18 protein-coding genes are annotated in these 25,694 nt (G+C 42.0%); 6 read left to right on the top strand and 12 right to left on the bottom strand.

Annotated features, from left to right (window positions below):
• Nucleotides 1-50 precede the first annotated feature (50 nt).
• Together CAL7507_RS25215 and CAL7507_RS25210 are read right to left on the bottom strand one after the other, a co-directional pair.
• Nucleotides 51-1,976, bottom strand: coding sequence for a glycosyltransferase family 39 protein (locus CAL7507_RS25215; protein ID WP_015131313.1), 1,926 nt, complete (start codon nucleotides 1,974-1,976; stop codon nucleotides 51-53).
• Nucleotides 1,977-2,167: 191 nt separating this feature from the next.
• The gene (locus CAL7507_RS25210; RefSeq protein WP_015131312.1) at nucleotides 2,168-2,791 is read right to left on the bottom strand and encodes a hypothetical protein; all 624 of its coding nucleotides are present in this window, start codon (nucleotides 2,789-2,791) and stop codon (nucleotides 2,168-2,170) included.
• Nucleotides 2,792-3,840: 1,049 nt separating this feature from the next.
• Here CAL7507_RS25210 and CAL7507_RS25205 point away from each other — a divergent pair.
• Nucleotides 3,841-4,173, top strand: coding sequence for a DUF565 domain-containing protein (locus CAL7507_RS25205; RefSeq protein ID WP_015131311.1), 333 nt, complete (start codon nucleotides 3,841-3,843; stop codon nucleotides 4,171-4,173).
• Nucleotides 4,174-4,186: 13 nt separating this feature from the next.
• The gene (locus CAL7507_RS25200; RefSeq protein ID WP_015131310.1) at nucleotides 4,187-5,239 is read left to right on the top strand and encodes a glycerate kinase; all 1,053 of its coding nucleotides are present in this window, start codon (nucleotides 4,187-4,189) and stop codon (nucleotides 5,237-5,239) included.
• A 140-nt stretch (nucleotides 5,240-5,379) separates the two neighbouring features.
• Here CAL7507_RS25200 and CAL7507_RS25195 read toward each other — a convergent pair whose 3' ends face one another.
• The 3 genes from CAL7507_RS25195 to CAL7507_RS25185 form a co-directional block, all read right to left on the bottom strand.
• Entirely contained in the window at nucleotides 5,380-6,837 is a 1,458-nt protein-coding gene (locus CAL7507_RS25195) for a YdiU family protein (protein WP_015131309.1), read from the bottom strand.
• A gap of 64 nt (nucleotides 6,838-6,901) precedes the next feature.
• Complete coding sequence (locus tag CAL7507_RS25190) at nucleotides 6,902-7,474, bottom strand: GNAT family N-acetyltransferase (RefSeq protein WP_015131308.1); 573 nt, start codon at nucleotides 7,472-7,474, stop codon at nucleotides 6,902-6,904.
• Nucleotides 7,475-7,569: 95 nt separating this feature from the next.
• The gene (locus CAL7507_RS25185; RefSeq protein WP_015131307.1) at nucleotides 7,570-7,764 is read right to left on the bottom strand and encodes a hypothetical protein; all 195 of its coding nucleotides are present in this window, start codon (nucleotides 7,762-7,764) and stop codon (nucleotides 7,570-7,572) included.
• A 341-nt stretch (nucleotides 7,765-8,105) separates the two neighbouring features.
• Between CAL7507_RS25185 and bioB the strand changes: the two genes are divergently transcribed.
• Nucleotides 8,106-9,116 (top strand): biotin synthase BioB, encoded by a 1,011-nt coding sequence (gene bioB, locus CAL7507_RS25180; protein WP_015131306.1) that lies wholly within the window; start codon nucleotides 8,106-8,108, stop codon nucleotides 9,114-9,116.
• Between the two features lie 122 nt (nucleotides 9,117-9,238).
• Here bioB and petL read toward each other — a convergent pair whose 3' ends face one another.
• Nucleotides 9,239-9,334, bottom strand: a complete 96-nt coding sequence (gene petL, locus CAL7507_RS25175) for a cytochrome b6-f complex subunit PetL (RefSeq protein ID WP_015131305.1) — start codon at nucleotides 9,332-9,334, stop codon at nucleotides 9,239-9,241.
• Between the two features lie 223 nt (nucleotides 9,335-9,557).
• Between petL and CAL7507_RS25170 the strand changes: the two genes are divergently transcribed.
• Complete coding sequence (locus CAL7507_RS25170; RefSeq protein WP_015131304.1) at nucleotides 9,558-10,973, top strand: serine/threonine-protein kinase; 1,416 nt, start codon at nucleotides 9,558-9,560, stop codon at nucleotides 10,971-10,973.
• 411 nt (nucleotides 10,974-11,384) lie between these two features.
• Here the strand turns inward: CAL7507_RS25170 and CAL7507_RS32490 are convergent, their stop codons facing one another.
• The 3 genes from CAL7507_RS32490 to CAL7507_RS25150 are packed head-to-tail and all read right to left on the bottom strand — an operon-like array spanning nucleotide 11,385 to nucleotide 15,448.
• Complete coding sequence (locus tag CAL7507_RS32490) at nucleotides 11,385-14,024, bottom strand: serine protease (RefSeq protein ID WP_015131303.1); 2,640 nt, start codon at nucleotides 14,022-14,024, stop codon at nucleotides 11,385-11,387.
• Entirely contained in the window at nucleotides 14,021-14,848 is an 828-nt protein-coding gene (locus CAL7507_RS25155) for a serine protease (RefSeq protein ID WP_042342474.1), read from the bottom strand. The genes CAL7507_RS32490 and CAL7507_RS25155 overlap by 4 nt, the downstream gene beginning before the upstream one ends.
• A gap of 6 nt (nucleotides 14,849-14,854) precedes the next feature.
• Nucleotides 14,855-15,448, bottom strand: coding sequence for a COP23 domain-containing protein (locus tag CAL7507_RS25150; RefSeq protein WP_015131301.1), 594 nt, complete (start codon nucleotides 15,446-15,448; stop codon nucleotides 14,855-14,857).
• A gap of 485 nt (nucleotides 15,449-15,933) precedes the next feature.
• Between CAL7507_RS25150 and aroB the strand changes: the two genes are divergently transcribed.
• Both aroB and CAL7507_RS25140 read left to right on the top strand, forming a co-directional pair.
• A complete protein-coding gene (gene aroB, locus CAL7507_RS25145; RefSeq protein WP_015131300.1) occupies nucleotides 15,934-17,025 on the top strand; it encodes a 3-dehydroquinate synthase in 1,092 nt (363 codons plus the stop codon).
• Between the two features lie 82 nt (nucleotides 17,026-17,107).
• The gene (locus CAL7507_RS25140; protein WP_015131299.1) at nucleotides 17,108-17,740 is read left to right on the top strand and encodes a Uma2 family endonuclease; all 633 of its coding nucleotides are present in this window, start codon (nucleotides 17,108-17,110) and stop codon (nucleotides 17,738-17,740) included.
• Between the two features lie 108 nt (nucleotides 17,741-17,848).
• Here the strand turns inward: CAL7507_RS25140 and CAL7507_RS25135 are convergent, their stop codons facing one another.
• The 3 genes from CAL7507_RS25135 to CAL7507_RS25125 all read right to left on the bottom strand — a co-directional run bounded on the left by CAL7507_RS25135 (nucleotide 17,849) and on the right by CAL7507_RS25125 (nucleotide 25,310).
• Nucleotides 17,849-18,361, bottom strand: a complete 513-nt coding sequence (locus CAL7507_RS25135; protein ID WP_015131298.1) for an NUDIX domain-containing protein — start codon at nucleotides 18,359-18,361, stop codon at nucleotides 17,849-17,851.
• A 78-nt stretch (nucleotides 18,362-18,439) separates the two neighbouring features.
• A complete protein-coding gene (locus CAL7507_RS33730; RefSeq protein ID WP_015131297.1) occupies nucleotides 18,440-19,909 on the bottom strand; it encodes a sensor histidine kinase in 1,470 nt (489 codons plus the stop codon).
• Nucleotides 19,869-25,310 carry an ATP-binding sensor histidine kinase gene (locus CAL7507_RS25125; RefSeq protein ID WP_015131296.1) on the bottom strand — a complete coding sequence of 1,814 codons (5,442 nt, stop codon included), beginning with the start codon at nucleotides 25,308-25,310 and terminating at the stop codon, nucleotides 19,869-19,871. Before CAL7507_RS25125 ends, CAL7507_RS33730 begins: the two co-directional genes overlap by 41 nt.
• Nucleotides 25,311-25,694: the final 384 nt, after the last annotated feature.

Raw genomic sequence — 25,694 nt, 5'->3', positions numbered from 1 at the left:
GAGATGGGGGAGAAACTATCAATGCCTAATGACCAATGACCAATGACAAATTAACGAACCTGATAAGATATATCTAATTTTGGCTTTTTGGCTTTCTTTAAAGGAACTCGAATTAGGGAATAAGCTCCTTTGGTGGCTAGGTACTTATAATCATCAGGCTGTAAACCCATTTTCACGAACATGCTGCGTTCAGCTATAGCTAGCAGTGAGGGCGGTTTTACTTCCTTGTTTTTCTGATTTTGAATATGGTCTACAGCTTCTTTGGCAGATTGTAAATAGTTTACATGCCTACGAGTGTAAAAAGCGACGCTTGGTTTCTTAAAGCCAATCATAATAAATTCTTCGTTTGGCTGTTGTGCTGGTACTGCGATCGCTGATAATTCTCTCAAGGGTAGCTGACGCTGTTCATCTAACAAAAACAAAGTAGGCATCAAAGTCACCACAAAAAACGCCACAAACCCCAATAAATTGACGCTAATTAAAAAGTTCCAGCGACGACTTATCAGTAAAGCAGCTATGATAACTGCACAAACGAGCCAAATCATCCCACCCAGTGCTGGTACACCTGATTGTTCAATCATCAGGAAGATGTCGGGTGCTGCGGGATCGCTGCCTGATATTTGGTATAAGTTAAACAGTGCGACTGCTAGGGCTGATAAAAATGCTACATTTGCCCACCCACTCCAGACAAAGATTTTGTGAGAGGGGCTTTTTGTGCCCTTTAACTGATCACTCCATAATAATGCTACTAAAATGGCGGCGGCTGGCATTAAGGGTAATACGTAACTAGGAAGTTTGGTGACAGCTACAGTGAAAAACCCAAAGACACCAATAAACCAAAAGCCTGCAAATAAACCCAATTGCTGAGAGCGTTCTTGCTCAAGCCAGTGCTGACGCTGCCAAAACTTCAGCCGAGCGATCGCCCCTGGCAAGTAAACTGAATATGGTGTAAAGCCTAGTGTCACCACCACAAAGTAAAAATACCAAGGTGCTGAATGACCATTAACTACTTCTGTAAAGCGTTCTAGGTTGTGATAACCAAAAAAGGCATTAATGAAATTCCAGCCATTGCGCCAAATCACTAGCGCATACCAGGGGACGGCCAAAACCACAACAATCAGCAACCCTAGAAGCGGGCGCATTTCCCGCCACACTTCTCGCACTTTTCCCAGGTAAAGCACAAACCCAGCGATAATTAGCCCAGGTAAGACAATTCCTACTGGCCCTTTTGTCAATATTCCCGCCGCAATCAGCACATAAAAAGCCAAATACCATTTATTGGGGAATGGGGACTGCACTTCGGCTACGCTCAGTGAGCGGGGAATGGGGAATGGGGATTGGGGAGATGAGGGAGAATAACTCTTGACTCTTGACTCTTGACTCTTGACTCCCGACTGTTGTTGATTTGCGTATCCCAGAAAAAAGCATAACAAAGCTGATGCCATACAACCAGTGAGCAGCATATCTGAGACACCAATTCTTCCCCAGGCGATCATTTCCGGGTTAAGTGCTGTCATTGCTGCGGCTACAGCAGCTATTAAGTAGCGACGAGTAGGACGTGATGCTTGTTCTAATTCATCTTCTCGTTTCAAAGACTGCTGTAAGGTGTAAAAAACCAAGCCCATAACAGCGATCGCCGCGAGTACGGAAGGGAGACGCACCGCCCACTCATTCACCCCCATAATTGCATAGGCGATCGCTTGGCACCAATAAATTAACGCAGGTTTATCGAAACGAGTTTCGCCATTGAAAAATGGAGTTATCCAATCACCTGTGACTAACATTTGACGAGAAGCTTCCGCAAACAATGGCTCTGTTTCGTCTATTAAGCCAATATTGCCCAAATGCCATCCAAAGGCCACCCCAGCAATCAGAATTATCCACAGAATTGACATAGTCACAGCAAGGACTGGACGTTTCGCTAGATTGTTGAACCACTGATCAACAGCACCGGGGACACTCAATTTCATCTTCATTAGTTATCGGTCAATAGCCAATAGTCAATAGTCGTTGGTTAGTTATATTTTGTTCTTTATTGGGCATTTGTTGGGAGTTAGGAGTTAGGAGTTAGGAGTCAAGAGTCAAGTCGAAGGAACATTATTTATTTCCCCCAGTCCCCAGTCCCTGCTCACTGAGCGTAGCCGAAGTGCAGTCCCCAGTCCCCAATTTATTGACTAAGTACTAGTCGCCATTCGCGATTCCGGGAATTCCACTGAGGTGTAGATGTTTCACCAACAACATATGGACCCCAGTAGCGCCGTGAGCCATCTTGTGCAAAAGCTACTAAAATATCTCCCTTTTCCAGCTTTAAATTGCCGTTAGGTAAGGATAAAAGCAGCCCTTTCTCACTACCTTCTTTGGGTGCAAAATCCCAATGCGCGGGGAGGTCATAATTTGTTTTAGATCCTTTCACCGCCGACTGTCGCACCAGTAGGGCTAGCCGCACAGGTTGATTTGTTTGATTAATCATTCGCAACGTCCCCTGCGCTTTGGCATTTCCAGCCGGGTCTGGATTATATGCTATGAGGGGATTATTTTTTCTATCGCTATCTTTTACTTGGTTACTGGGAGTGCTGTCTGGACTAGATACGTTAACAGATGTCAATGTTTGATCGGCAACAGTTGACGAGGGGTTTTGTGTGATCTGGGGGGGTTCGGTAGCCTGTGAAGCTGAACCATCTGGATTTGTGGCTTCAAAAGAAACCTTCATTTCAAAGCACCCCACCAGTAATCCCAGCAGTCCCAATGAACAGGCTAGAACAGCAGCGTTACGATACACCGACGATTTCATATTGATAGTTGTTAGAAATAAATATTTGTCTAGGCTTGACCAAATACTAGCCTATTATCAAAAGCGGTAATCAAAGAAACTGTCCTAGTTGAGATTCTCTTGGAATCAAAACTTACGCTGTATAATAGGTAGCATTTTTTCGGACATATACTGATAAAAGTTACTACCTTGTTTCTTAGTCCAAAAACTATCTCCTAGCTATATTCTTCATGCTAATCCGCAGATAGGCAGGATAAGCTGAAGCAACGATATGTTACATATTTGGCAAAATCAATTGTAAAAATACAAACATTAATTTTGCGTAAGAAGTAGTCAGAACCACAAGGGTTTTGATGTCAAACTTATATATTTATTATAGTGATAAACTTCATAGTTCTTAATATTTTACACTACCATTTCTCAGATAACTTTTTTAAGTTGCAAGATAAAACCACAAGACAAACATTTACCTGGAGAAATGTACTTTTCTCTAGATGACACAATGTATAAAATTTAATCAACACTGAAAAATTACTAAGCTTTTGCGCGCCTAAATCAAATATTTTTGTGTTAGGGCTGTCCAGGGTCAAACAATTTTGGATTTTAGATTTGCGATAGCGTAGCGTTAGGGACGTAGCAGCGTCTTTTGGATTGACCCCGACCACAAGGGTATGGGGCTTAGGGATTTTAGATTAACGATAGCGCAGCGTAAAGCCTGCGGCATAGCTCCGCTTACAGCGAGTCTACGAGCGTCTTTTAGATTTGTTCCGCTTAACATCGGACGGGGCTTGAACCGAAAAACCAATTCCAAAATCCAAAATCCAAAATCTAAAATTGGCAGGGTCAAAAGTCCAAGCTAGCCTTTGAAGAAAGGAGTTTTAATTTTTGACAACCTGAGCGCGAAATATACAATTTAACAGCGTAATAGCTTAGATATCTCCCAGACTATGCAAACAAGCTTATGCTAAAACCGACATCCTCGGACAGAGAAATATTTCATGGTTTCTTGACTTTTCTGGATTTCTGAGATCTAATCCACAGTCTCTAGCCGCTATTTTCAAGGTAGTCTAATGCAAAATACTCGTCTAAATAACTTATTCGACGCCATTGCTAGGCGCTTGGGGGAATGGTTTACTAATCCTTGGCGGCGACTGTCGCTGCTGGTGATTAGTTTTTTATTCGGTTTTTTTCTAGGAACAGCAGTTTCAACTACGGCGGGACAAAAGGCAGACTGGGACATTGTTGTCGCTGCATTTTTAGTATTTCTGACGGAGATCAGTAGCAGAATTTTTTATAACCGTAGCTTTTTGTCTAAGCGATCGCTCTGGGTAGAAGCACTAAACTTACTCAAGGTGGGTTTTACCTATAGCTTGTTTATCGAAGCCTTGAAACTGGGTTCTTGAGGGAGTCTGAGTGATGAATTTGTGGTTGAGTGAAATTTTGACAACGGATGCGATAGGGGAAAATTGGCTGCAGAAAGCGCGGGAAGCACTACTGGCGGATAAATTAAAAGCAGAGGCTTTGGGGATGACACCAGAAAATGTGGATGAAGTCATCGAAAAGCGATCGCATTTACTCAAATCTGTTTTCCCAGCATTTAGCCAATTTTGCCAAACTACCCTGCAAGTCCCACCCCAGGAAATGTTAGAGGTGTTGTGGGATGTGTGGCTACCCTTAGGAATGAAAATAGCATCCCAGCGCCAAAATTTGGGACGCCCCTTCATCCAGGGAATTTTGGGAGGACAAGGAACGGGTAAAACCACAATGTCTAAGGTTCTCAGCTTAATTCTCCAGCAATTGGGATATGTGAGCGTGAGTTTATCATTAGATGACCTGTATAAAACTTATAGCGATCGCCTGGAATTAACCAAAAAAGACCCCCGCTTAGTTTGGCGTGGCCCACCAGGAACCCATGATATCGATTTGGGTTTAAATGTATTAGATGATATTCGTCAGGGTAAAACTCCTGTTTTTATACCCCGTTTTGATAAATCTGCTTATAAAGGCGCAGGCGATCGTACCACCTCAGAAATTTTTCCCAGCGTGGATATTCTGCTATTTGAAGGTTGGTTTGTTGGTGTGAAACCAATCAATCCAGAGATATTTGATACTGCACCACCGCCAATCATCACAGATGCAGATCGCCAATTTGCCCGTGATGTGAATCATCAGCTAAAAGATTATCTACCTTTGTGGGAACGGTTAGATAGCTTAATTGTGCTGTATCCTCAAGATTATCGCTGTTCTTTAGCATGGCGCAAACAGGCAGAACGACAGATGATAGCTGCGGGTAAACCGGGGATGAGTGACCAAGAGATTGAAGAATTTGTCAATTATTTTTGGCGATCGCTACATCCAGAATTATTCATTAAACCCTTAATCCAAGATTCCATAGCAGTTGACTTAGTAATTGAAATTAATCCCGATCATAGTTTTGGTCAAGTTTATAGCAGAATTCAGAATTCATAAGCAACACATAGCAAATAAAATCGCCATTATACGGATTCTTTCTGCTGCCGTTGTTGTTTTGCCAATTCGATAATTTCACCCATGTTTAGAGGTGCCTACAAGTGCTAAGATTTTTTCCCAAATCAAACCAGATTCCTATATTAATCTCTAGACTGAATCCGCTCAATTAACTCATAAAAAGGTTGCCAATTATCTTCCTGAGCAATTGGTTCCCAAATCGACTCAATCACAGGTCTTAATAAAACAGTTTTAGGATTACTCACAGCTAGAGTTTGAGCAATTGTATCTAGTTGATCGGGATCAAAATCATTCAAAATTTTGTGATATAAAATAGACCAATTATCAAAAACTGGTGATGTTCCCAATGCTGGCACAATATCAGAATTATGCATGACAAATGCCGGATCATCTCGCCATTTAGATGAAAAGGTGCGAGCCATTTCTGAGAAAAACTGATGATAACCAACCTGGCTATCTTGCAAAAACTGAATCGTTAGCTGCAAAAGCTCATTAACTCCGGGATTTTGCAACTGTTCAAAACCTAACTTTCTCAACATTAAAGAGCGGTATTCAGTATGATAATAGTCATCAAAATGGGCTAATCCCGCCTCCAAATCATCTGGAGCAATAACTGCCTTTAACGGTTCTTGAAGCATGTCTAAATTTAACTTACAAATACCTGGTTGATAACTATAACAATAGCGTCTATAATAATCAAAGTATGCAGCCGTAAAGTAAGGGTCATAAGTAGGGATAAAAGCATAAGGTCCGTAGTCAAAACTCTCCCCACTAATCGACATATTGTCAGTATTCAAAACTGCATGGCAAAAACCAGCAGCCATCCATTGTGCTACTAATTCTGCTACTCTTTGGACTAATTCTGCATAAAACAGAGCGTATTTATCCTCTTCCCTAATTAAGTGCGGGTAATATTGCTCAATTACATGATTTAACAACTTTTCAGTTAAATCCGGACGGCGTAAATAGTGCAGTCGTTCAAAAGTGCCAAACCGAATATGAGAACGATTCATCCTCACCATCACCGACGAACGGGTAGGTGATGGTTCATCACCCCGCCACAGGGCTAAACCTGTTTCAATCATGGTTAAGCAGCGGGAGGTACGAACACCCAAATGGTGTAAAGCTTCTGCGGCGATAACTTCCCGTACCCCACCTTTGAGTGTCAGCATTCCGTCACCACCACGGGAGTAAGGGGTTTTACCAGAACCTTTAGTCCCAAAGTCGTACAATTCACCATCAGTACCGCGCACTTGTCCGTAGAGAAAGCCTCTACCATCACCTAATCCAGAGTTATATTCACCAAATTGATAACCGTGGTAGCGCAGTGCTAATAGTGGTTTACGCTCTTGAAATTTACCAAAGGCTGTGATGAAATCTTCATCTGTGACGGCTTGGGGATTTAAGCCTAAGCGGGGTAAAATTGCATCATTGCGCCAGCGCAGGATATGTTGGGGAAATTCTGCAGGTGCTACCTCATCGTAGTAGTCATCACCGAGAGATTCCAAAGCACTTTCGTAGTTGAGGGTAAGAAAAGGATTGGAAGAATTGGCGTTGTTAGGAGTTTCAGCCAGAGTCATTATCAGTAAAGCTTCATTTATTCTTTCTTTAATCTTACCTCTATTAATTTATCATTTTAAATTTTTACAGAGGTATTTGCCAGTGAGGATTTGTGAGACTAGTAAGAATATGATCTTGCCATTCTCCATTAATTAGCAAATAGTCTCTAGCATATCCTTCGACAACAAAACCAAGTCTTTTGAGAACATTCCCACTCCGTTGATTGTGTGGCATATAATTTGCCATGATGCGGTGCATATTTAATTCATGAAAGACATACTCAGTAGCGGCTTTTAGCCCTTCCGTCATGTACCCTTTACTTTGTTCATCTTCTGCGAGACTATATCCTACAAAACAAAAGTGGGCGGCTCCACGGACAAAATTGCTAAAGTTGATAGTTCCGATAATTCTAGTGATATTTTTTTTAGGAGAAATAACTAGCTTTAATGAGTGTCCATTGATAAATTCTAGCAAACTACCCTCAATTTGATATTGCCAATACTCTTCTGTGAAAAAACTTTCTGCCCAAGTCGGATAGAATGGAGTGAGATAGGTTTTATTATGAATAAAGTATTTGAGAATGTAGGGGATATCTTCTTGAATCGGAATTCTTAATAGTAAGCGATCGCTTGTTATTAGTGGTAGTTCTGACTTCATAAACTAGATGCGTAACGTGATATCTTCTAAGAACACTTATCGGCTGTTTTGACTGCTCTCATGCCTACTTTATGTAGTAGCGGTTGGTTTAATCCTTACAGGAAAAGTATTGTAACCACAATCAAGCCAGCTATCATGGGAGCGATCGCTTCTTGAGTGATTTCGATAGAAATAATAATTGATTTTAAGATTTCTATATTTCTGACAACATAACTACGCAAAGGAGTAGATTCTGTAGCCGAAGATGCTTCTGTCGGCAATTTCATGATTTCGTGACGCTGTGTATTCATCAGATTTGCCAAGATTTAACAGATAAAATGTGGCCTACTTTACAGAAATTTGCCAAGATATCCCAACATTTCTTAAATTTAACAGCAGCGACCCTGATTGTGTCATCCCATGAAAATTAAACACTTAATGCTTGAGAAAGCCTAGGCTATCACCTTGTTTATAATTATTAGCATGAGTATTTTTACTGTTAATCGGCCATCCACTCAAAATCTTGATAAGCTGATTTAAATCAGTGAACAGTTAACAGTTAACAGTGATCAGGTGGATGCTGGGAGACTGTTACCTGAGTGATGAAACTGATAACTGACGAACAGTAGACAGATTGATAAAGGATAGTGATGTGGTGGGAATACGCTACGATTGGCAGGAAGCAGAGATTCGGAAGATACATAACACGCCATTGCTAGAGCTGATTTATCAAGCTGCTAGCGTGCATCGCCAATATCATGACTCAAAAAAAATACAAGTTTGTAAGCTAATCTCTATTAAGACAGGAGGCTGTCCAGAAGATTGTAGCTACTGCGCTCAATCTTCCCGCTACAAAACTGAGGTAAAAGCAGAAGCACTCTTAGAAAAAAACACCGTCATTAATATTGCTCAAACAGCCAAACTCAAAGGTGTCAGTCGTGTTTGCATGGGTGCTGCTTGGCGGGAAGTGCGGGATAACTCTCAATTTGAGACAGTCCTCGAAATGGTTCAGGAAGTAACTGCAATGGGTTTAGAAGTATGTTGTACTCTGGGTATGCTTACAGCCGATCAAGCCCAGCGTTTAGAAGCAGCAGGACTTTACGCTTACAACCATAACTTAGATACCTCACGGGAGCATTACAGTACTATCATTTCTACTAGGACTTATAGCGATCGCCTAAATACAATCGATAATGTCCGCCAAACAAATGTTACTGTCTGCTCTGGCGGTATTCTTGGTTTGGGTGAAACCGTTGATGACCGCGTGGGGATGTTACACACTCTGGCTAACCTCCAGCCCCATCCGGAGTCAGTCCCGATTAATATTCTCTCACAAGTACCAGGCACACCCTTAGAAGATCAGCCCGATGTCCCTATTTGGGATATTGTGCGGATGATTGCTACAACCAGGATTGTGATGCCAACTTCTGACGTGCGTCTCAGTGCTGGAAGGGCGCGACTTTCTCAAGTTGAACAAGCTTTCTGCTTCATGGCAGGGGCTAATTCTATCTTTTCCAGCGACGATAACAAAATGTTAACAGTCACTACTCCTTGTCCAGATTACGATGCTGATCAAGAAATGCTCAACTTACTGGGTTTAGAAATGCGTCCACCTATTCAAAAAATCAGTAAACAGTTATCAGTTAGCAGTTATCAAACCTGATAAATGTTAATTAAAGTAGCCTCACAGCGATACCAGTAACCAAAGCTTAGTTAATATCGGTCAGTGAACAGTCATCAGGTCTACCAACTGTTCACTGATGACTGTTCACTGATAACTGTTGATTAAAGCACCTTAACTGCACGTAGACCAAACAACAGCGCTACTGCAATGCCAGTAAACAAAGCCAAGAAGCCAATATAAGCTACAACTGCTAACATCTATGTTTCTCCACAATACTTCACTAACTATATTGAATCATTAATTTTTGGTCATTAGTCATAAAAAACCTACCTTTAAGAATCACGCAAATTCCCTTCCTCGCCTCTACAGTTGTCCGTGGGAAGATGCAAACGACGCATTTTTACTGAATGTTAAATTATGTGAGAAAATCGGGATCAATTATTCTATGAATGATAACTGACATCAGCCTAGGTGAATTTAATGCTAGGAACAACGCTCCGGGGTCGCTACAAAATCGTCAGCAAATTGGGACAGGGAGGGTTTGGGGAAACTTATCTGGCTGAAGATATGGATTTACCTCGCAATCCAGATTGTGTTGTCAAACGCTTCAAGCCCCAATTGACCAACCCGCACGCTTTGCAACAAGCAATGCGGCTATTCGATACAGAAGCTGATGTCCTTTACAGGTTAGGAAACCACGAGCAAATACCACGACTCTTGGCTCACTTTGAGGAAAGTCAAGAATTTTATTTAGTTCAGGAATATGTACAGGGTAATGATCTCAGCACAGAACTAAAAGCTGGTCAACAATGGAGTGAAGAGAAAGTAATTACTTTTTTGCAAGAGATATTGAAAATATTAGAGTTTGTCCATCAGCAGAACGTGATTCACCGCGATATTAAACCTGCTAATTTAATCAGACGCACTGCTGACGGTAAGCTTTTTTTAATCGATTTTGGGGCAGTAAAAGAAATTGGCACTTTGATGGTTAATAATCAGGAAAGAACCGTGGCCGTTGGCACTCCTGGTTATATGCCTAGTGAACAATATCATGGACAGCCGCAACTGTGTAGCGATATTTACGCTGTGGGAATCATTGGAATTCAAGCACTGACTGGTATTTCTCCTCTCAAATTATCAAAAGACCCGAAAACACTAGACATTATTTGGCGTAACCAAGCAGCAGTCAGTCCTCAACTAGCAGACATTTTAGATCAGATGGTGAAATACCATTTCGCCGAACGTTATCAGTCAGCACCTATAGTTTTACAAGCACTGGCAAAGTTAACTATAAATCATCATAACCAGTGGTCAAAAATTAAGAAACCTGCCTTAGCTTTGATGGTGTTAGCTATGATTTTTTCTGTGGCGGTTTTGGTGGTTCCCAGATTACAACAAATATTTAGCTCGACATCACAAGAATCATCAAGTTTAAAGGTTTACGAAGATACTGTTTATGGAATTAAAATAAAATATCCTCAAACTTGGTCAATCCAGGAAATAGGACAAAATAATACCAATACAACAGATATAGCTAAATTTTTAGCGCCTGCAAAAAAAGTAACTCAACTTTATCGAAGTGACATAACTATAGAAATTGAAAATTTGAAACAAACTATTTCGTTGGATGAATATACTAGCTCAAAGGTGAATGAAATAACGCAATTTTTGACGGATGCTAAAATTGATGAATCGCGGTTAACTCAACTAGCAAATCATCCAGCCCATGAGGTAGTTTATTCGGGGAAAGAAGATAAATATACTGTAAAACGGAAAGCAGTGTGGACTTTAATAAATAATAAAGCCTACATCATTACTTATGCAGCAGAAGAAAGTCAATATGATGATTTAGCAAAAACTGCTGAACAAGTAATTAATTCATTGGAAATTCACTAATTTTGTGAAGATAGGGGAGTGTAGCTTTGCTTTTTGCTCTCCACTCTCAATACTTTTTTTAAGATACTATATCTAATACACAGAATTAGCCTTGACACGCCAGTAGTGGAACGACACAGCTAAAATAGTGCGTTAGACGTAGGTTGGGTGAAGCGGAGCGCAACCCAACATTGATCAGGGCGTTGGGTTACGCAAAGCCTCCACCCAACCTACTGGCGTGTCTAGACTAAAATGTTGCAATAATATAAGTCCTATCCGCGTTCATCCGCGTTCATCCGCGTTTAATTCCATCCCAATATAATGCACAAATTTAGCCTAGACACGCTACTACAATTTTATTGCATCATTTTAGCTGTGTCGTCCCACTACAGTTTTATTTCTGAAAAACACTGTAACTAATCACTGATTTAATTAGCGACGAGATGGCAAGGTGCGAATTTGGGGGTTCTGTAGGAGCTTCTGCACATCTACTAATATGCGATCGCCCCAAAAATTTTTCTTGAGGAAATCTATATTGGCAAATCTTTTGTCTAGGCGCAGAGCTGCTTGTGCTAGTTCTAAACCCCGATCGCGATCGCCTTTCACATATAATGCTGTTGCCAGGGCTAATTGAGGTTCAGCAGATTTGCTGTCAATGTTAACAGCAGCCTGAAACTGGCGGATAGCTCCTTCCATATCTTGGAGTTCATATTTGATTAGTCCCAGGTTATTAACAGCTGCTAATAATTTTGCATCCAGGGTAGTTGCTTTTTCGTAGGCGGCTAGTGCCCCCTGATAGTCTCCCTGAGTATGGTAGCTCAAACCCCTTGCAAAATAAGCAATGGCATTATTCGGATCGATCCGTGCTGCTTGGTTGAAGTCCGAGAGTGCTGCTTTATTGTTTCCCTGGCGCTGGTAGGCTAAACCCCGTAAAGCGTAGGCGACGGCACTTTTGGCATTTAAGCGAATTACTTGGTCATAATCGGTAATAGCTCGCTGATAGTTTGCCTGATCTGTGTAGAGATTTCCTCGGGTTAAATAAACATCAGCAGCTTTCACTGTACCCCATTGACTGTTAGCTTCTACTGCCCGACTATAGGAAGTAATCGCCTCTTCGTTTCGTCCCAACTCACGTAACACGTCACCGCGAAAAGCCCAAGCCAGCGAATGTTTGCGATTGAAGCGGGTGGCTTGGTTTAAATCCTCTAATGCTTTTTGTTTATCTCCTTGCTGATATCGCCCAGCTGCCCTCCTCGTATAGGCATTGGCATCTTGAGGATTACGGGCGATCGCTTCGTTAGCAGTGGCGATAATTGTTTGAGGATTTGACTGATTGGATGGGGTAGTTGGTTGTGAACCGGATGGAGTATTTTGTAGTTTTTTGAGAGCGTTGAGTATAGTTTGGGCCTCTGCTGTTTTGCCTTGCCTTTGGTATAAATCGGCGGCTTTCTGAGCATCGGCGATCGCTCCTTGAGCATCTTCTAATTTAGCGCGAGCAACAGCACGGTTTTTGTAAATTTCCGCCGCTTTGGGATCGCTAATCAATACCCGGTTCAGCTTCAGGTCAAAGTCACTTCTACCTTGGCGTTTAATTCGCAAGCTGATTGTAGTACCTTCTTGACCCCGCATTAACTTGGCGGCATCATCCGATGTCATGTTGAGAGTGGGTTTACCATCAATTGCCAAAATCTGATCGCCAACTTTCACCCCTCCTTTTATAGCTGGAGAGTTGTCATTCACCTGTGTAATTTTTAGCCCTTGATTTTTTTCGCTATTGAAGGTGATGCCAATACCAGAGAACTCCAAAAAACTCAGCGCCTGATCATAATCAGCGATCGCTAGTTTATAGTCTTTCGTCTCCACCCGTAACAGACCCCGTAGATTGTAAGCATCTACTTGGTTAGGAAGTCGCTGGATTACTTGGTTAGTAGCGGCAAGGGCTTGTTGTGTGTCATTTAAACCTAAATGAGCGCCAGCCAGGACAGCATAGGCAAAGGCCGTAGTACGAGAGTTAGGATCAAGACTAATGGATTTGTTAGCATTGGTAAGCGCACCCTGGTAATCTTTCATTTGCACGAGGACATAACCTCTCCAAGCGTACGCGGTGGCATTTTTGGGACTGAGGCGAATCACCTGTTCAAAATTTTTCAGAGATGCTGGGTAATCATTTAGCTCCTTGTAGGCTGCACCCAGTCGGAAGTAAGCATCAGGATTGTTGGGACTCAGTTTGAGGGCTTGGTCGTAATCAGCGATCGCTCCTTTATAATCTCCTTTATCGGCTTTAGCTCCTCCCAAGCTGATCAAGTCCTCAGCAGTTCGTTGTCGTGTGACTGTGGGTTTTTCTCTAGTATTTGGTTGTCCGGCTGTAGGTATACTGGGACTAGGACTTGGTTTTTTTGTTGTAACTGGTTGTAAATTATTTCTGGCTGCCAAAAAGGTGTTAATCGGGATTCCCAACCTTAAAACAGTTCCTGTCTTCTCTTCCGGTTGTGTAGCTCGTCCATTAATCCCGATCAAATTGCCATTTTCGTCTAACACCGGACCGCCACTCATCCCCGGAATTGCCTCGTTGTTATAAACTAAAGCGTAGCCATCATCTGGGTTTTGCAGACGACTGCGAATGCTGCCATTCGTAAATTGATAACTACGTTCATTAATACCTGGTAAACGGTCAGCCCAACCTACTACATACACCGTCATCCCTTCTCTGGTTTGGTCAGAGTTGCCTAATTTAGCAATAGGGTAATTTTTATTACTATTGAATTGCAATACCGCCAAATCTAATCCCGGTAATTCCTTGCTGTAGTAGACTGGATAACTTGCACCATCTTGGGTGTGAATCTCATATCTGCCGTCTTTGGATACTACGTGTCGATTGGTGAGGACAAAGTAAGTTTCACCTTTGCGTTCAAAAATTACTCCAGAACCAACACCGTCTCCATCAATGCGAACAGTAACTGTTTGAGCAATATTGTTGACTTCTACCGGAGTTAAGGATAAGGCAACTTGAGGTTTCACCAACATGACAGCGGCACCAATCAGCATGGCTGGAAGACTACGAGCAAAATTCATTGGTTGACCTCTGGCTGAATATCTGTATAAGAATAATTATTGATAAATGATGGTGATCCCATCTGCATAAACACTTCAATGGGAATACCCCAGCTATATTTGCTCATCTGTTTGAGCAGGGATGGTTTGGGTTTTGTTCCATCTTGATATACATATGGCGAACCCCAAAGAGGTTCAGCATGTTTGCCGTTGATAGCCACAAGCTGTCCAGCACGATTTAGTAATGGTCCCCCACTCATGCCTTTGACAATATCATTGGTATATCCAATCCGATAACCGCCTTCCAAGGCTTTGTCTAGCACTAAAGAAATTTGACCTTGGCGGAAAACAAATCCTGTATCTTGGATACCTTGGCTATCAAAGGGAAACCCCGCAGCAAAAACTTCATTGCCTACGCTCAAAGTGGATGTATGACCGAGAGATGCAACTTTATAGCTGAACTGGGGGCTGCGAAACTGTAATATAGCTAAATCGTTACCGTGGAAATAGGAAAGAGTAGAGCGATTGCTCATCTTAGATAAATCAGTCCTATAAATGCGGCCATCAGGAGTTTGAATCTGATAAGGTGGATTGCCCGACCTCAGTACATGGGCGTTAGTCAGCACCTGATAAACTGACCCATTTTTTTGAATCAGAATTCCCGATCCCAAGAAATCTTTTGATAGTACTTTGACTGTGATTGACTTAGCTAGCTGTTGTAATTGCTGGGCAGATTTTTGCTTTGAACCTTGTGCATTTAAAACCCCAAGATTTGGTTTTGCGCCTAGTGGGGAAACAGATAAACTGCCAATACAGGCAATCAGCATTATTAAACGCCAATCTATGTTCATTCAACATTGCCAAGCTGGTTTTCCTGCTGGACAGGATTCGCCTCTTCCTGAACTTTCTACTTGAGAGAGGAACTTGGCTACATCCAGGTAGGCTACGTCTTTGTCGTAAGACAACAATTGTTTACCATCACCGCCACTCAGATCAATTGGTCTACCACCACCTAAACCTTGGCGATCCAATAACCGTTGGAGCGTCCGCGGAGCATCAGTATCACCCTTCAATGTCACCAACACTCCGTTAGGCAGACAAGAACCACCCTTGTAACTGGCAACACACAATACAGGTTGCTGACCAAATTTACCTGCTCTTAGAAAATTTAGTGTGCCATTGTTGTAGAAATTTTGGAATCTTGCAGATATTTCTTCACAACGTAGCTGGGGAGTCCAAGGTGCAGGAAAGGTATTGTCCACCCAACGAATTACTGGTATATTTCCCCTGGAAGTCCGAACTAATGTTGCTGGCACACCCCCACTCATACCACAGTAAAACTTGTTACTCTGTGTATAGCCTGGTTGAATTAGAGTAGCAATAGAGCTAAGGGCAAGGGTGATAGCACCTAACATCTGAGCAGATAAACTTAGTTTCCATTTCATACTATTTAAACCTGCAAGCTTTTGAATTTATCAAGGTATATGCTGTAGCTAAATCAATACGGATGATGTGAGTTCGCGTCTGAAATAATTTATATCCTAATTAGGGTCACTATCTGATTTTTGAATTAAACGTGGGATGGGCACTGCCCACCCTACAAGATATTTAGAATTTCTCAAAAATCAAACCGGATTCCTATATAAGGATCAAGCTAACTGCTGAATTGGTTAATCTATGACTGCAAATTTTCAACTTACCTAAAGCTTATAACGTTGTTCAGTATAGAATATACTCATCAATTCGCGCAAGCAAAAATGAGTTTGATAGTATAAAGAATAGTTTCCTAGCAAGCAATTGTTTTTATCAACATTTTGTGCCAGGAATTATAGAAATAACACAAGCTGACTTATCTCTACATCCTGTCCGTCAATATTCCACCTACAATACGGTAGAATACAGCCCACGGACGTGTGTTTAGGGCTAGGCAATGACTTCTGTTATTAATGTGAATCTACCAGAGCAGTCTTATGAGATTGCGATCGCCTCTGCGAGTTTAGACCAACTGGGTGAACGGATGACCAGTTTGCATCTCGGCAAGAAAGTACTGCTGGTTTCTAATCCGACGATATTTAAACATTATGGCGAAAGAGCAATAACTTCTCTCACAGCAGCAGGATTTGAAGTTGCTACCTGTAACCTACCACCAGGGGAACGCTACAAAAACCTCAACTCCATCCAAAAAATCTACGATAGCGCCCTAGAACATCGCCTAGAACGTTCTTCTACTATCGTGGCTTTGGGGGGAGGTGTCGTTGGTGATATGGCTGGCTTTGCGGCTGCAACTTGGCTGCGGGGAATTAATGTAGTACAAGTACCCACCACGCTTTTAGCAATGGTTGATTCTTCGGTAGGGGGTAAAACTGGGGTGAACCATCCCCACGGGAAAAACCTAATTGGCGCATTCTACCAGCCGCGCTTTGTCTTAATCGACCCAGATGTATTAAAAACTCTGCCGATGCGCGAGTTTCGGGCGGGAATGGCGGAAGTGATTAAATATGGTGTAATTTGGGATGCGGAATTATTTGCTCAGTTAGAAGCCAGCAAACACCTGAATCAACTCCGCTACGTCAAGCCGGAACTTATAGAAACCATATTAACCCGCTCTTGTCAAGCAAAAGCCGATGTCGTCAGCAAAGACGAGAAAGAAGGTGGACTCAGAGCAATTCTAAACTATGGTCACACCATTGGTCACGCAGTAGAAAGCTTAACAGGTTATCGTTTAGTTAATCACGGTGAAGCTGTCGCTATAGGTATGGTAGCAGCAGGACAAATTGCAGCAGCACTGGGATTGTGGCAAAAGGAAGATGTAGAACGCCAAAACGCCCTAATTCAAAAAGCGGGTTTACCAACTCAGTTACCAGAGGGGATAGATATTGAAGGGATTATTGACGCTTTGCAACTAGATAAAAAAGTCAGAGATGGCAAAGTTAGATTTATTTTGCCAACCCAAATTGGTGTAGTGACAATCACCGATGAAGTCCCAGCAGATACCATCCGCAAAGTCTTGCAGCACATGTGATTGATCATCCAATTACAATCAGTTGATAACTGATACTTCGACTCCGCTCAGTACGAGTAACTGATAACTGATTTAACGTGCCATGATACTCCAAGCCAGTAATCAACTCACCTTAGAAGAGTTTTTGAAACTTCCCCCAGGCGAGGGAGATATAACCTACGAATTCGTTGATGGCAAAGCAATTCCTAAGATGTCACCAAAGTTTTTTCACTCTAAACTGACTCACGCCTTTGTCAATCTAATTGAGCAAGAAAGTGAGGAACGGGGAGTAGTTTGTGCAGAATGGTCTGTTGTATTAAAGCGTCGAGGAAAAGATTGGGTACCGACACCTGATGTTTTGTACATCTCTCATGAACGCTTACCCGCTAATTGGAACGAAGATGAAGCATGTCCTGTTCCTCCTGATTTAGTAATTGAAATTATTTCGCCCTTCGGGTTCGAGAGTTCGCAATCGACGGAAACCGCCAAGACTGCGACTCTCTCACCTGGACAAACTTTTGGACAAATGGCGGCTAAAGCCAAAGACTATTTAGATGCTCAAGTATTGCGGGTGTGGGTGGTAGATAGCCAAGCCAGAAGCATCACTGTGTTTTATCCAGATGCAGCGCCACAGACTTATATGGGAGATGAAATACTGCAAGATGCTCTATTTCCAGGGTTAGAATTTACTGTTGAGCAAGTGTTTCAAAAGGCGAAAATTCCCTTAAATACTTAAATCAAATATAGCGGTTATCGCTTGAGTCCAATACACTCATAAGGTCACCGCACTGCCGTGACCCTACAAGCGACGATATAATTTTGTATTGCATCCAACTGAGAACCGCTATAGGACTTTTTTAGCATCTAGCACGATGCGGTGCATATCTTCTTTGTCGCCAGCTTGATATTGAGCGATAAACTGCTCAATATCGATGATGCTTCTTCCTGAACTTTCATGTGTGCATTCACCTGGAAGTATATCCTCAACAAATGCAGTCATCACCACAATATATGTCAGTTGTTCAGGTTCGCTACCGTAGTAATCAGATTGGATAACCTTCACCAGTTTTAATTCACCCAGCGTTACCCCAACCTCTTCCATCACCTCACGTCTGGCGGTTACTTCACAAGTCAGTTCATCTACTTCGACATGTCCCCCAGGTAAATCAATACCACGGTCAAGGTGAGCGCAGATAATCAAACCATCTTGGGTAAAAGGGACAACGAGAACGCTGGTTATCTTGTCAAATGCAGGGGTGAACGAAGTGCCTAAATCAACAAATTTGACCTTTTGCCCTGCTTCGATGATAGTTCTTTGGCTGTAGCTGCGATCGTCGTTAACACCGCTCTCACTCATTCACCTAATTACCTGTTGCATCTTATCAAGTTTACTCATCTGGCAGCAACACATACAAATTTTGATTATTACCACGCATCAGGCGCAACTCCCAATAGAAATATCGATAACAAACTCTGTACCTTTACCTGGCGCGGAAGAACAGGTTAAATGACCGCCATGCTGTTCCACCACAATCGAGTAACTAATCGATAATCCCAAACCTGTGCCGCTACCCACAGGCTTAGTGGTAAAAAAAGGATTAAATATTCTCTTAAGTATTGATTCACTCATACCCGTACCATTGTCAGCAATATGAATCAGCACTCTATTAGCATCCTGAATTTCAGTGCGAATGCGAATTGTCGGGAGCGAAAATGTTTCACTTGTCATTACCGAATTGCCAATCCCCATATCCAAGGCATCAATTGCATTACTCAAGATATTCATAAATACCTGATTGAGGGCACCGACATAGCAGTTAACCAAAGGCAGTTGACCATATTCCTTAATCACTGTGATCTCTGGATGCTGATCATTAGCTTGGAGTCGGTGCTGCAAAATTAACAGAGTGCTATCAATACCAGAGTGAATGTCTACTGGTTTAATTTGGGCTTCATCTAAGCGGGAGAAGTTACGCAGTGATTCAACAATATGTTTAATCCGGTTAGCTCCAGCTTGCATTGAGTCGAGTAGTTTAGGTAAATCCTCCATCAAAAACGGTAAATCAATAGATTCTGCCGTAGTTTGGATCGCTGCCACTGGAAGGGGATAATATTCTTGATAGGTTTTGATGAGTTTTAGTAGAGCCTGCACATAAGTTTCTGTATGAAACAGGTTGCCATAAATGAAGTTTATCGGATTGTTAATTTCGTGAGCAACTCCTGCAACCATTTGACCCAAAGACGACATTTTTTCTGCTTGAATTAGTTGAGCTTGAGTTTGTTGAAGATGCTCTAAGGTATGGGTTAGTTCAGAATTTTGGTTTTCTATTGTGAGGATATTACCGTAGGAACGGAGGGAAGAAATCACCACTGTAATCAGCTTTTGCCTTGTCAGTTCTGTTTTGAGCCGATAGTCGTTAATATCGTAGTCAAGAATAACCGAGGCTTCGGGCGCTTCTCCAGGCTGACCTGTACGTAAAATAATTCGTACTTGGTGGTTGTGTAATTCTGCTCGAATATACTGAACTACCTGCAATCCAGCATCATGTGTTTCCATAACGACATCCAGCAAAATTAACGCCATATCTGGATGTGCTTGGATTAAATACTTCGCTTCTGCACCAGAGTGAGCATGGAGAAACATCAGTGATTTACCCTCAAAGGTGCAATCTTCGAGTGCCAGGATTGTGGCTCGATGGACTGATACATCGTCATCCACGATCAAGACTTTCCAAATTGCTACAGGCGCTGGTGGAGAGTTGGGAACGATTTGGGAACCACTATCATTTTTATTGGTTGGTTGTCCGCCATCGTCATCTGCCAAGATAAACCTATCCTCGTCGTCCGCAAAGACGAACAGAGCATCAGTGGCTGATTTGGGAACTATTTGATTTTCGTTGGACATACTCGCTCATCCCTAATTCTGGCGTTGATGGAGTGACCTGTGGCTCAAGTGGAAGGGTTACTATAAATAGGGTTCCCATCCCCACTTGGCTTTGCACATTGATCGTTCCTCGCAATTTTTGGGTGACAAGATTGTAGACAATATGCAGTCCTAGCCCTGTCCCACCCCGATGCCTTGCTGTGGTGAAAAAGGGTTCAAAAATGCGGCTCAAATGTTCTTCCGGAACACCACAACCATCATCACGGTACTGAATGATCGCCTGATCGCCTTGCTTTAACACCTGAAAGTGCATTTCCCCAGTTTCTTCAGGCTGATATGCGTGCATGAGGGAGTTCATCACCAAGTTGGTGGCAACTTGTGCTAAGGCTCCTGGATAACTGGTGATGGTTACAGTATCATCGCCAGTTATAGTTACTGTATGTAGTGTTTTTCTTAAATTTGGTGCCAAACTAAAAAGGGTTTCTTCCAGATAAAGTTTGACCTTAATAGTGCGTTGCTCCAGGTTGGTTTGATCGACAGCAACCTGTTTGAAACTTTGCACCAACTCGGCGGCACTATTCAGGTTTGTTAAAATAATGTCTCCGCATTCTTTAGCTATGTTCAGGTAGTTGGTCAAATCAGCCCGTTTCAGCTGTCCCTGCTCAACTGTGGTGATGAGAGTAGTAGTTTTATCAATTAGGGTTGATACCAGTGTGATGCTAGTACCTACAGGGGTGTTGACTTCATGAGCAACCCCTGCAACCAAGCTACCTAAAGCAGCCATTTTCTTGGATTCTACGAGTTGATCTTGAGTCGTTTTGAGTTCTTCCAAAGCTTGGGAAAGTTGTTGAGTGCGATCGCTAACTTTTTCTTCGAGAGTATTGTAGAGATTAGCATTTTCGAGCGAAATGGCAGCTTGGGATGAAAGAAGCTTGACAATTTCCAACCTATCTGCTGTAAATGCTTCCGTAGCCAGGTTATTTTCCAGATACAAAATTCCCAGCAGTTTACCCTGATGCACAATGGGATGACACAGTAGGCTTTTAGGCTGGTGCTTTGTGATGTAAAAATCAGCCACCAGAGACGCCTCAGTTCTGGCATCATCAATCACAAGAGATTGTAGACTGCGTTTGACAATGTAAATTAGACTGATAGGAACATCAAAACTCTGATCTATTGGCAATGCTAGCCCAATGCTGGGTTCTTGTCCTAGTTGAGCGATCGCTTCTATGAGCAAGTCATTATCATGCATCAACATCAGCACACATTTGCTGGCTCCAGCATTGGTCATAATTGCATTAAGCAAGCCTTGGAGCAATTTATCTAATTGAATCTCGCTAGACAGGCTCTGGGAGACTTTGAGGATGGTGGCAAAATCTAAGGCTTCAGAGATAGAAGTGCTGCTGGAGCTAGATGTTTGCGTTGGTTGATGGATGGTGCGGGAAGGTATGGCGAGGGTTTCTAAGGGCTGGAGAGTGAATTGCTTTTGTTGCAGAATAGTTTGGAGTAATTGCGGATAACGTGTTTCCAAGTCATCGATTTTAGCTTTGGCATCCCAAAGAGCGTAGCAGTAATAGGCTTCTTGGAGGTAGGCTTGAGCTACCTTTTCTTTGCCCCAGTTGAGGTAGAATTTGGCTGCTAACTCATTGCTAAGTGCTTCTTCGTTGAGGTAGCCATTTTCTTTAGCGACTGCAATGGCGCGATCATAATACTCCATTGCTTTGAGTGGATCTCCCATCACTCGCGCTGTTTCTGCTGCAACTAAATCATACTTGTGCTGGTAATTAGCTCTAGCATGATCAGCCCAGTAGCCCATGAGTTTTTGGTTGGCAGCTACTTGATTTAAGCAACGTTCCTGGTGATGGCTATCGCACTCAGAATACTGTGCAAGTAAGGACAAAGAGTAGTAAAAGTTATGTCCAGCAACAATTAGTGGGCCAAAGGCTCCATCTACAAACTCAGTGGCTTGCTCTGCATTAGTTACAGCCTGTTCATACTTTTGAAAATTATAAAGTACAATTGTTTTGGCTACATAGATGGCAAATAGTGACTGATGATTATGGGTTTTATGAAAATGCAGTAGCATTTCTGTCTCATCAAAATCAATCCCAGTCAGGTGAAATTGGTCAGAGGTTTGTCCGAGGAAGTTTAAAGTGAGTTGCCGCCAAATCTGGGCATAATCAACACAATGCTTTTGTTTGAAGTTTAAAAGTAAATCAATATATTTTGCTTGCCTTTGATCAACAGAATTTAGAGGTTCTCCAATCAAGAATAAATGTTTACACTCAGCCATCATTGAATAGCTAGCGTATTCGATGTCTCCAACTTCTAGCCCACACTGCATACCTTCTCGTAACAATTGAATAGTATTTCGACCATGCTCCTTGAAAGCACATATAAAAGCACCAAAGAGCATATAAATTTTGGAGCTAATTTCTTTAGCATGGTATTGTTCTAGTAGCTCTAGAGATATCTGACCTGAGTGATAAGCCGTATCTACATCGCCAATGACAGCAGACAGAAATAAGCCATAGATTCCATAGACAAAAGCAGCTAGGGATGAATGTCCCTGCTCAAGACAAAGATGGAGCATTGTCAGCGCCACTGACGGAAACATCTCTGGCTTGACATGATGAACAGGAGGAGTAATGCTAATCAGCAACCGCAGTGCAGCCAGAGATTCAGGATTGCTCATTTCTGGGATGTTGGCTAAATTCGTCAACTCTGGTAGTGGCTTTAAATAATTCTTCTGCTCGACACCAGGTAATATCAACGAAATTTTTAACTGCTCTAGTGCTTTTAACCCTGTTTCAATAGCTTGAACTTGCTGATCTTGAGCAATATAAATTTGCACTTTTAGCTCATAGGTTTTAATTTTGTCTAACAGATGTGTGGTTTGCTGCAATATCAAGTCTGCTAAACTAATAGCTTGTTCAAAGTGGGTGTTTAAGTATTCTGCTTCTGCGGCTTCTTCATACAGCGCCAGCGTCAGATCATACTGATTTTGCCAGCTATCTACTGCTAGCAGTTCTATTCCTAGCGTTAAATACTCAACCGCAGCAGTATAGGCAGTGGAAGCCTTAGCTTTGCATCCAGCTACAAGATTTAACTGAGCTACTTGATTGCGTTCTGTCTGGTGAGTAATTAACCCCAAGCCCATGTTCAATTGACTAACAATCTGAAAAATCTTCTCTTGTTGTTCGCTCGCAGAAATATTATTTAACAGTAGCTGTCCCAGCTTTAAGTGAGTAGTCTGTTTTTCCTCTTCAGGTATCAGAAAATAAGCAGCTTGTTGGACGCGATCGTGTAAAAATTTATAAGTAACTGCTTGTGAGATTTGTTGTGCATTTGTTTGAATTTCTTGACCTATATAGAACTTATAAACTTCAGTTTGAGGTAGGATTAACCCCTCTTGTAAAGCTTTCCATAGGGCTGTTGCAGTTTCGGCTTCTGATGTTTCAGATACATTATTAGAGCTTGCACCTCCTGCGATTGCCAAGCTGGCTAAGTCAAATTCGTTACCAATACACGCCGCTAATTTCAACACATCCTGCGTCGCTGTTGGCAACTTCTGCAATTGCAATGCCATAAATTCAACGACATCATCCGTCAGAGCTAAGGCTTGCACTTGCGGAATGTCACATTGCCAAGTTCCCCCATCAAAATCAAACTGGATCAGCCCATCTTCATACAGTGCTTTGAGAAATTGCGTGCTAAAAAATGGATTACCCTTGGTTTTTTGATATACCAATTGAGTTAATGGTTGTGCAACTTCTGGTGAACAACTGAGGGTATCGGCAACTAATTGGTTTAAACTTGCTGCACTCAACGGTGCTAGTGTAATAATGTTAATTGTGACTTTGGCTTTAGCAATCTCTTCTAGTGTCAACATCAAAGGATGAGCAGCAGAAACCTCATTATCGCGGTAAGCTCCAATTAATAATAGATACCCCACTTCTGACTCATCCATCAGCAACTGCATTAACTTCAAAGATGCTGAATCTGCCCACTGTAAATCATCCAAGAAAATCACTAGGGGATGTTCTTTGGTAGTGAATACTTGGATAAACTTTTGAAAGAGTAAATTAAAGCGATTCTGTGCCGCAGTTCCAGATAAATTAGGTGCAGGTGGTTGATGACCGATAATTTGTTCTAGTTCTGGAATTACCTCAACAATAACTTGCCCATTATCACCCAACGCTGTTAAGATTTTGGTTTTCCAAGCTAATAATTGTGTATCATTTTCACTGAGCAATTGCCTCATTAAATCTCGAAACGTCTGTACAAAAGCAGAAAAAGGAATATTACGATTAAACTGGTCAAACTTGCCTTTGATGAAATAGCCCTGTTGTTCGACAATCGGCTTATGGACTTCGTTAATAATCGCCGTTTTACCAATACCAGAAAACCCGGCCACTAACATCAGTTCCGTACTTCGGCTACGCTCAGTAACCATTTGATGATTAGTAACGCGATCAAACGCTGCTAGCAAAGTTTTCACTTCCTCTTCTCGACCATAGAGTTTTTCAGGGATAATGAAGCGATCGCTAACATCCCTTTGCCCAATCGCGAAACTGGCAATTTTGCCCGTCTGCTGCAGTTGACGCAAACAAGTTTCTAAATCATATTTCAGCCCGAATGCACTTTGATAGCGGTCTTCAGCATTTTTCGCCATCAATTTCATGACAATTTCTGAGAGTGTCGGTGCAATTTCTGGATTAATCTCATGCATCAAAGGTGGAAGTTTGGCAATATGGCAATGCACTAACTCCATCGGATCGTTTGATGGGAATGGTAATTTTCCCGTTAATAACTCGTAAAAAGTTACGCCTAGAGAATAGAAATCCGTGCGGTAGTCTATGCCGCGATTCATGCGTCCGGTTTGTTCCGGCGACAAATAGCCGAGTGTTCCCTCCAACACATTGAGACTTTTCAGGGATTGGGTTTCCCGTGGCAGTAGAGATGCAATACTAAAGTCAATGAGTTTGATGTCGCCAGTTTCTGGATTAATCAGAATATTCGCAGGTTTAATATCTTTGTGAATAATGCGATGGCGAATGAGAACATCTAATATATTGCACAGGGCGATCGCTAAGAGCAAAAATTCCATCAGGCTTGGTACACTTCTCCATTGCTTTAAGGAAATTCCCCCAAAGTCTTCCATTACCAACGCATAGCCATTCTGATATGTCTCCAAACTGTAGGTTTGAATAATTCCAGGTACGTTGAGATTTCTGGCTATGGTGTACTGATTGCAAAAGGACAAGAGTTCAGTAAAGCTGGGATAAGGATTTTTCAGCAGCTTGATAACTACAGGCTGTTGGTTTTGCTCTTTATATCCTCGATAAACTAGGGTTCTGGAACCGTTGTAGAGTTGTTCGCTAACATGATATCCGCTTATCCTGACTTGGGTATTAGTCATAGTGCTGAATCGTTGAGGCTTCAGCTTTTAGTATTCCCTCATCAACTCCCATCATTTACAGAGCAAGAGCGGGTTGTGTAAACGCTTACCTCTGCACTCATCAGTTCTGTTAAAGCGTTGGTTAATAATGTATGAGCGCGCCCGCCCGCCACAAATGCCACGACGTTCATAACCACAGTTTCTGGGGAAAAGCTTTTTGGTTTACTGCTTATCTATAATTATTTTCTTTCCAGATATTTTTTCTAAAAAAACCTGAATAATGGGGAATTTTGGGGAAATCTGGGTATATTAAGGTGTAAATTCCTGGGTTGATTTTTTGATTATAAGTAGCTGGACAAAAATATTTACAGTCATTGTGTAATTAATTCTGTCCATCTACTTAGC

Origin of the sequence: Calothrix sp. PCC 7507 (genome assembly GCF_000316575.1) — a bacterium.
In the GTDB taxonomy this organism is placed as follows: domain Bacteria; phylum Cyanobacteriota; class Cyanobacteriia; order Cyanobacteriales; family Nostocaceae; genus Fortiea.
The sequence above is the reverse complement of the archived record's forward strand: the minus strand, read 5'-3'. Positions and strand labels throughout refer to the sequence as shown.

Coding starts and splice junctions, on each gene's coding strand:
- CAL7507_RS25215 (WP_015131313.1), bottom strand. CDS start 1,976: ATGAAGATGAAATTGAGTGTCCCCGGTGCTGTTGATCAGTGGTTCAAC.
- CAL7507_RS25210 (WP_015131312.1), bottom strand. CDS start 2,791: ATGAAATCGTCGGTGTATCGTAACGCTGCTGTTCTAGCCTGTTCATTG.
- CAL7507_RS25205 (WP_015131311.1), top strand. CDS start 3,841: ATGCAAAATACTCGTCTAAATAACTTATTCGACGCCATTGCTAGGCGC.
- CAL7507_RS25200 (WP_015131310.1), top strand. CDS start 4,187: ATGAATTTGTGGTTGAGTGAAATTTTGACAACGGATGCGATAGGGGAA.
- CAL7507_RS25195 (WP_015131309.1), bottom strand. CDS start 6,837: ATGACTCTGGCTGAAACTCCTAACAACGCCAATTCTTCCAATCCTTTT.
- CAL7507_RS25190 (WP_015131308.1), bottom strand. CDS start 7,474: ATGAAGTCAGAACTACCACTAATAACAAGCGATCGCTTACTATTAAGA.
- CAL7507_RS25185 (WP_015131307.1), bottom strand. CDS start 7,764: ATGAATACACAGCGTCACGAAATCATGAAATTGCCGACAGAAGCATCT.
- petL (WP_015131305.1), bottom strand. CDS start 9,334: ATGTTAGCAGTTGTAGCTTATATTGGCTTCTTGGCTTTGTTTACTGGC.
- CAL7507_RS25170 (WP_015131304.1), top strand. CDS start 9,558: ATGCTAGGAACAACGCTCCGGGGTCGCTACAAAATCGTCAGCAAATTG.
- CAL7507_RS32490 (WP_015131303.1), bottom strand. CDS start 14,024: ATGAATTTTGCTCGTAGTCTTCCAGCCATGCTGATTGGTGCCGCTGTC.
- CAL7507_RS25150 (WP_015131301.1), bottom strand. CDS start 15,448: ATGAAATGGAAACTAAGTTTATCTGCTCAGATGTTAGGTGCTATCACC.
- aroB (WP_015131300.1), top strand. CDS start 15,934: ATGACTTCTGTTATTAATGTGAATCTACCAGAGCAGTCTTATGAGATT.
- CAL7507_RS25140 (WP_015131299.1), top strand. CDS start 17,108: ATGATACTCCAAGCCAGTAATCAACTCACCTTAGAAGAGTTTTTGAAA.
- CAL7507_RS25135 (WP_015131298.1), bottom strand. CDS start 18,361: ATGAGTGAGAGCGGTGTTAACGACGATCGCAGCTACAGCCAAAGAACT.
- CAL7507_RS33730 (WP_015131297.1), bottom strand. CDS start 19,909: ATGTCCAACGAAAATCAAATAGTTCCCAAATCAGCCACTGATGCTCTG.
- CAL7507_RS25125 (WP_015131296.1), bottom strand. CDS start 25,310: ATGACTAATACCCAAGTCAGGATAAGCGGATATCATGTTAGCGAACAA.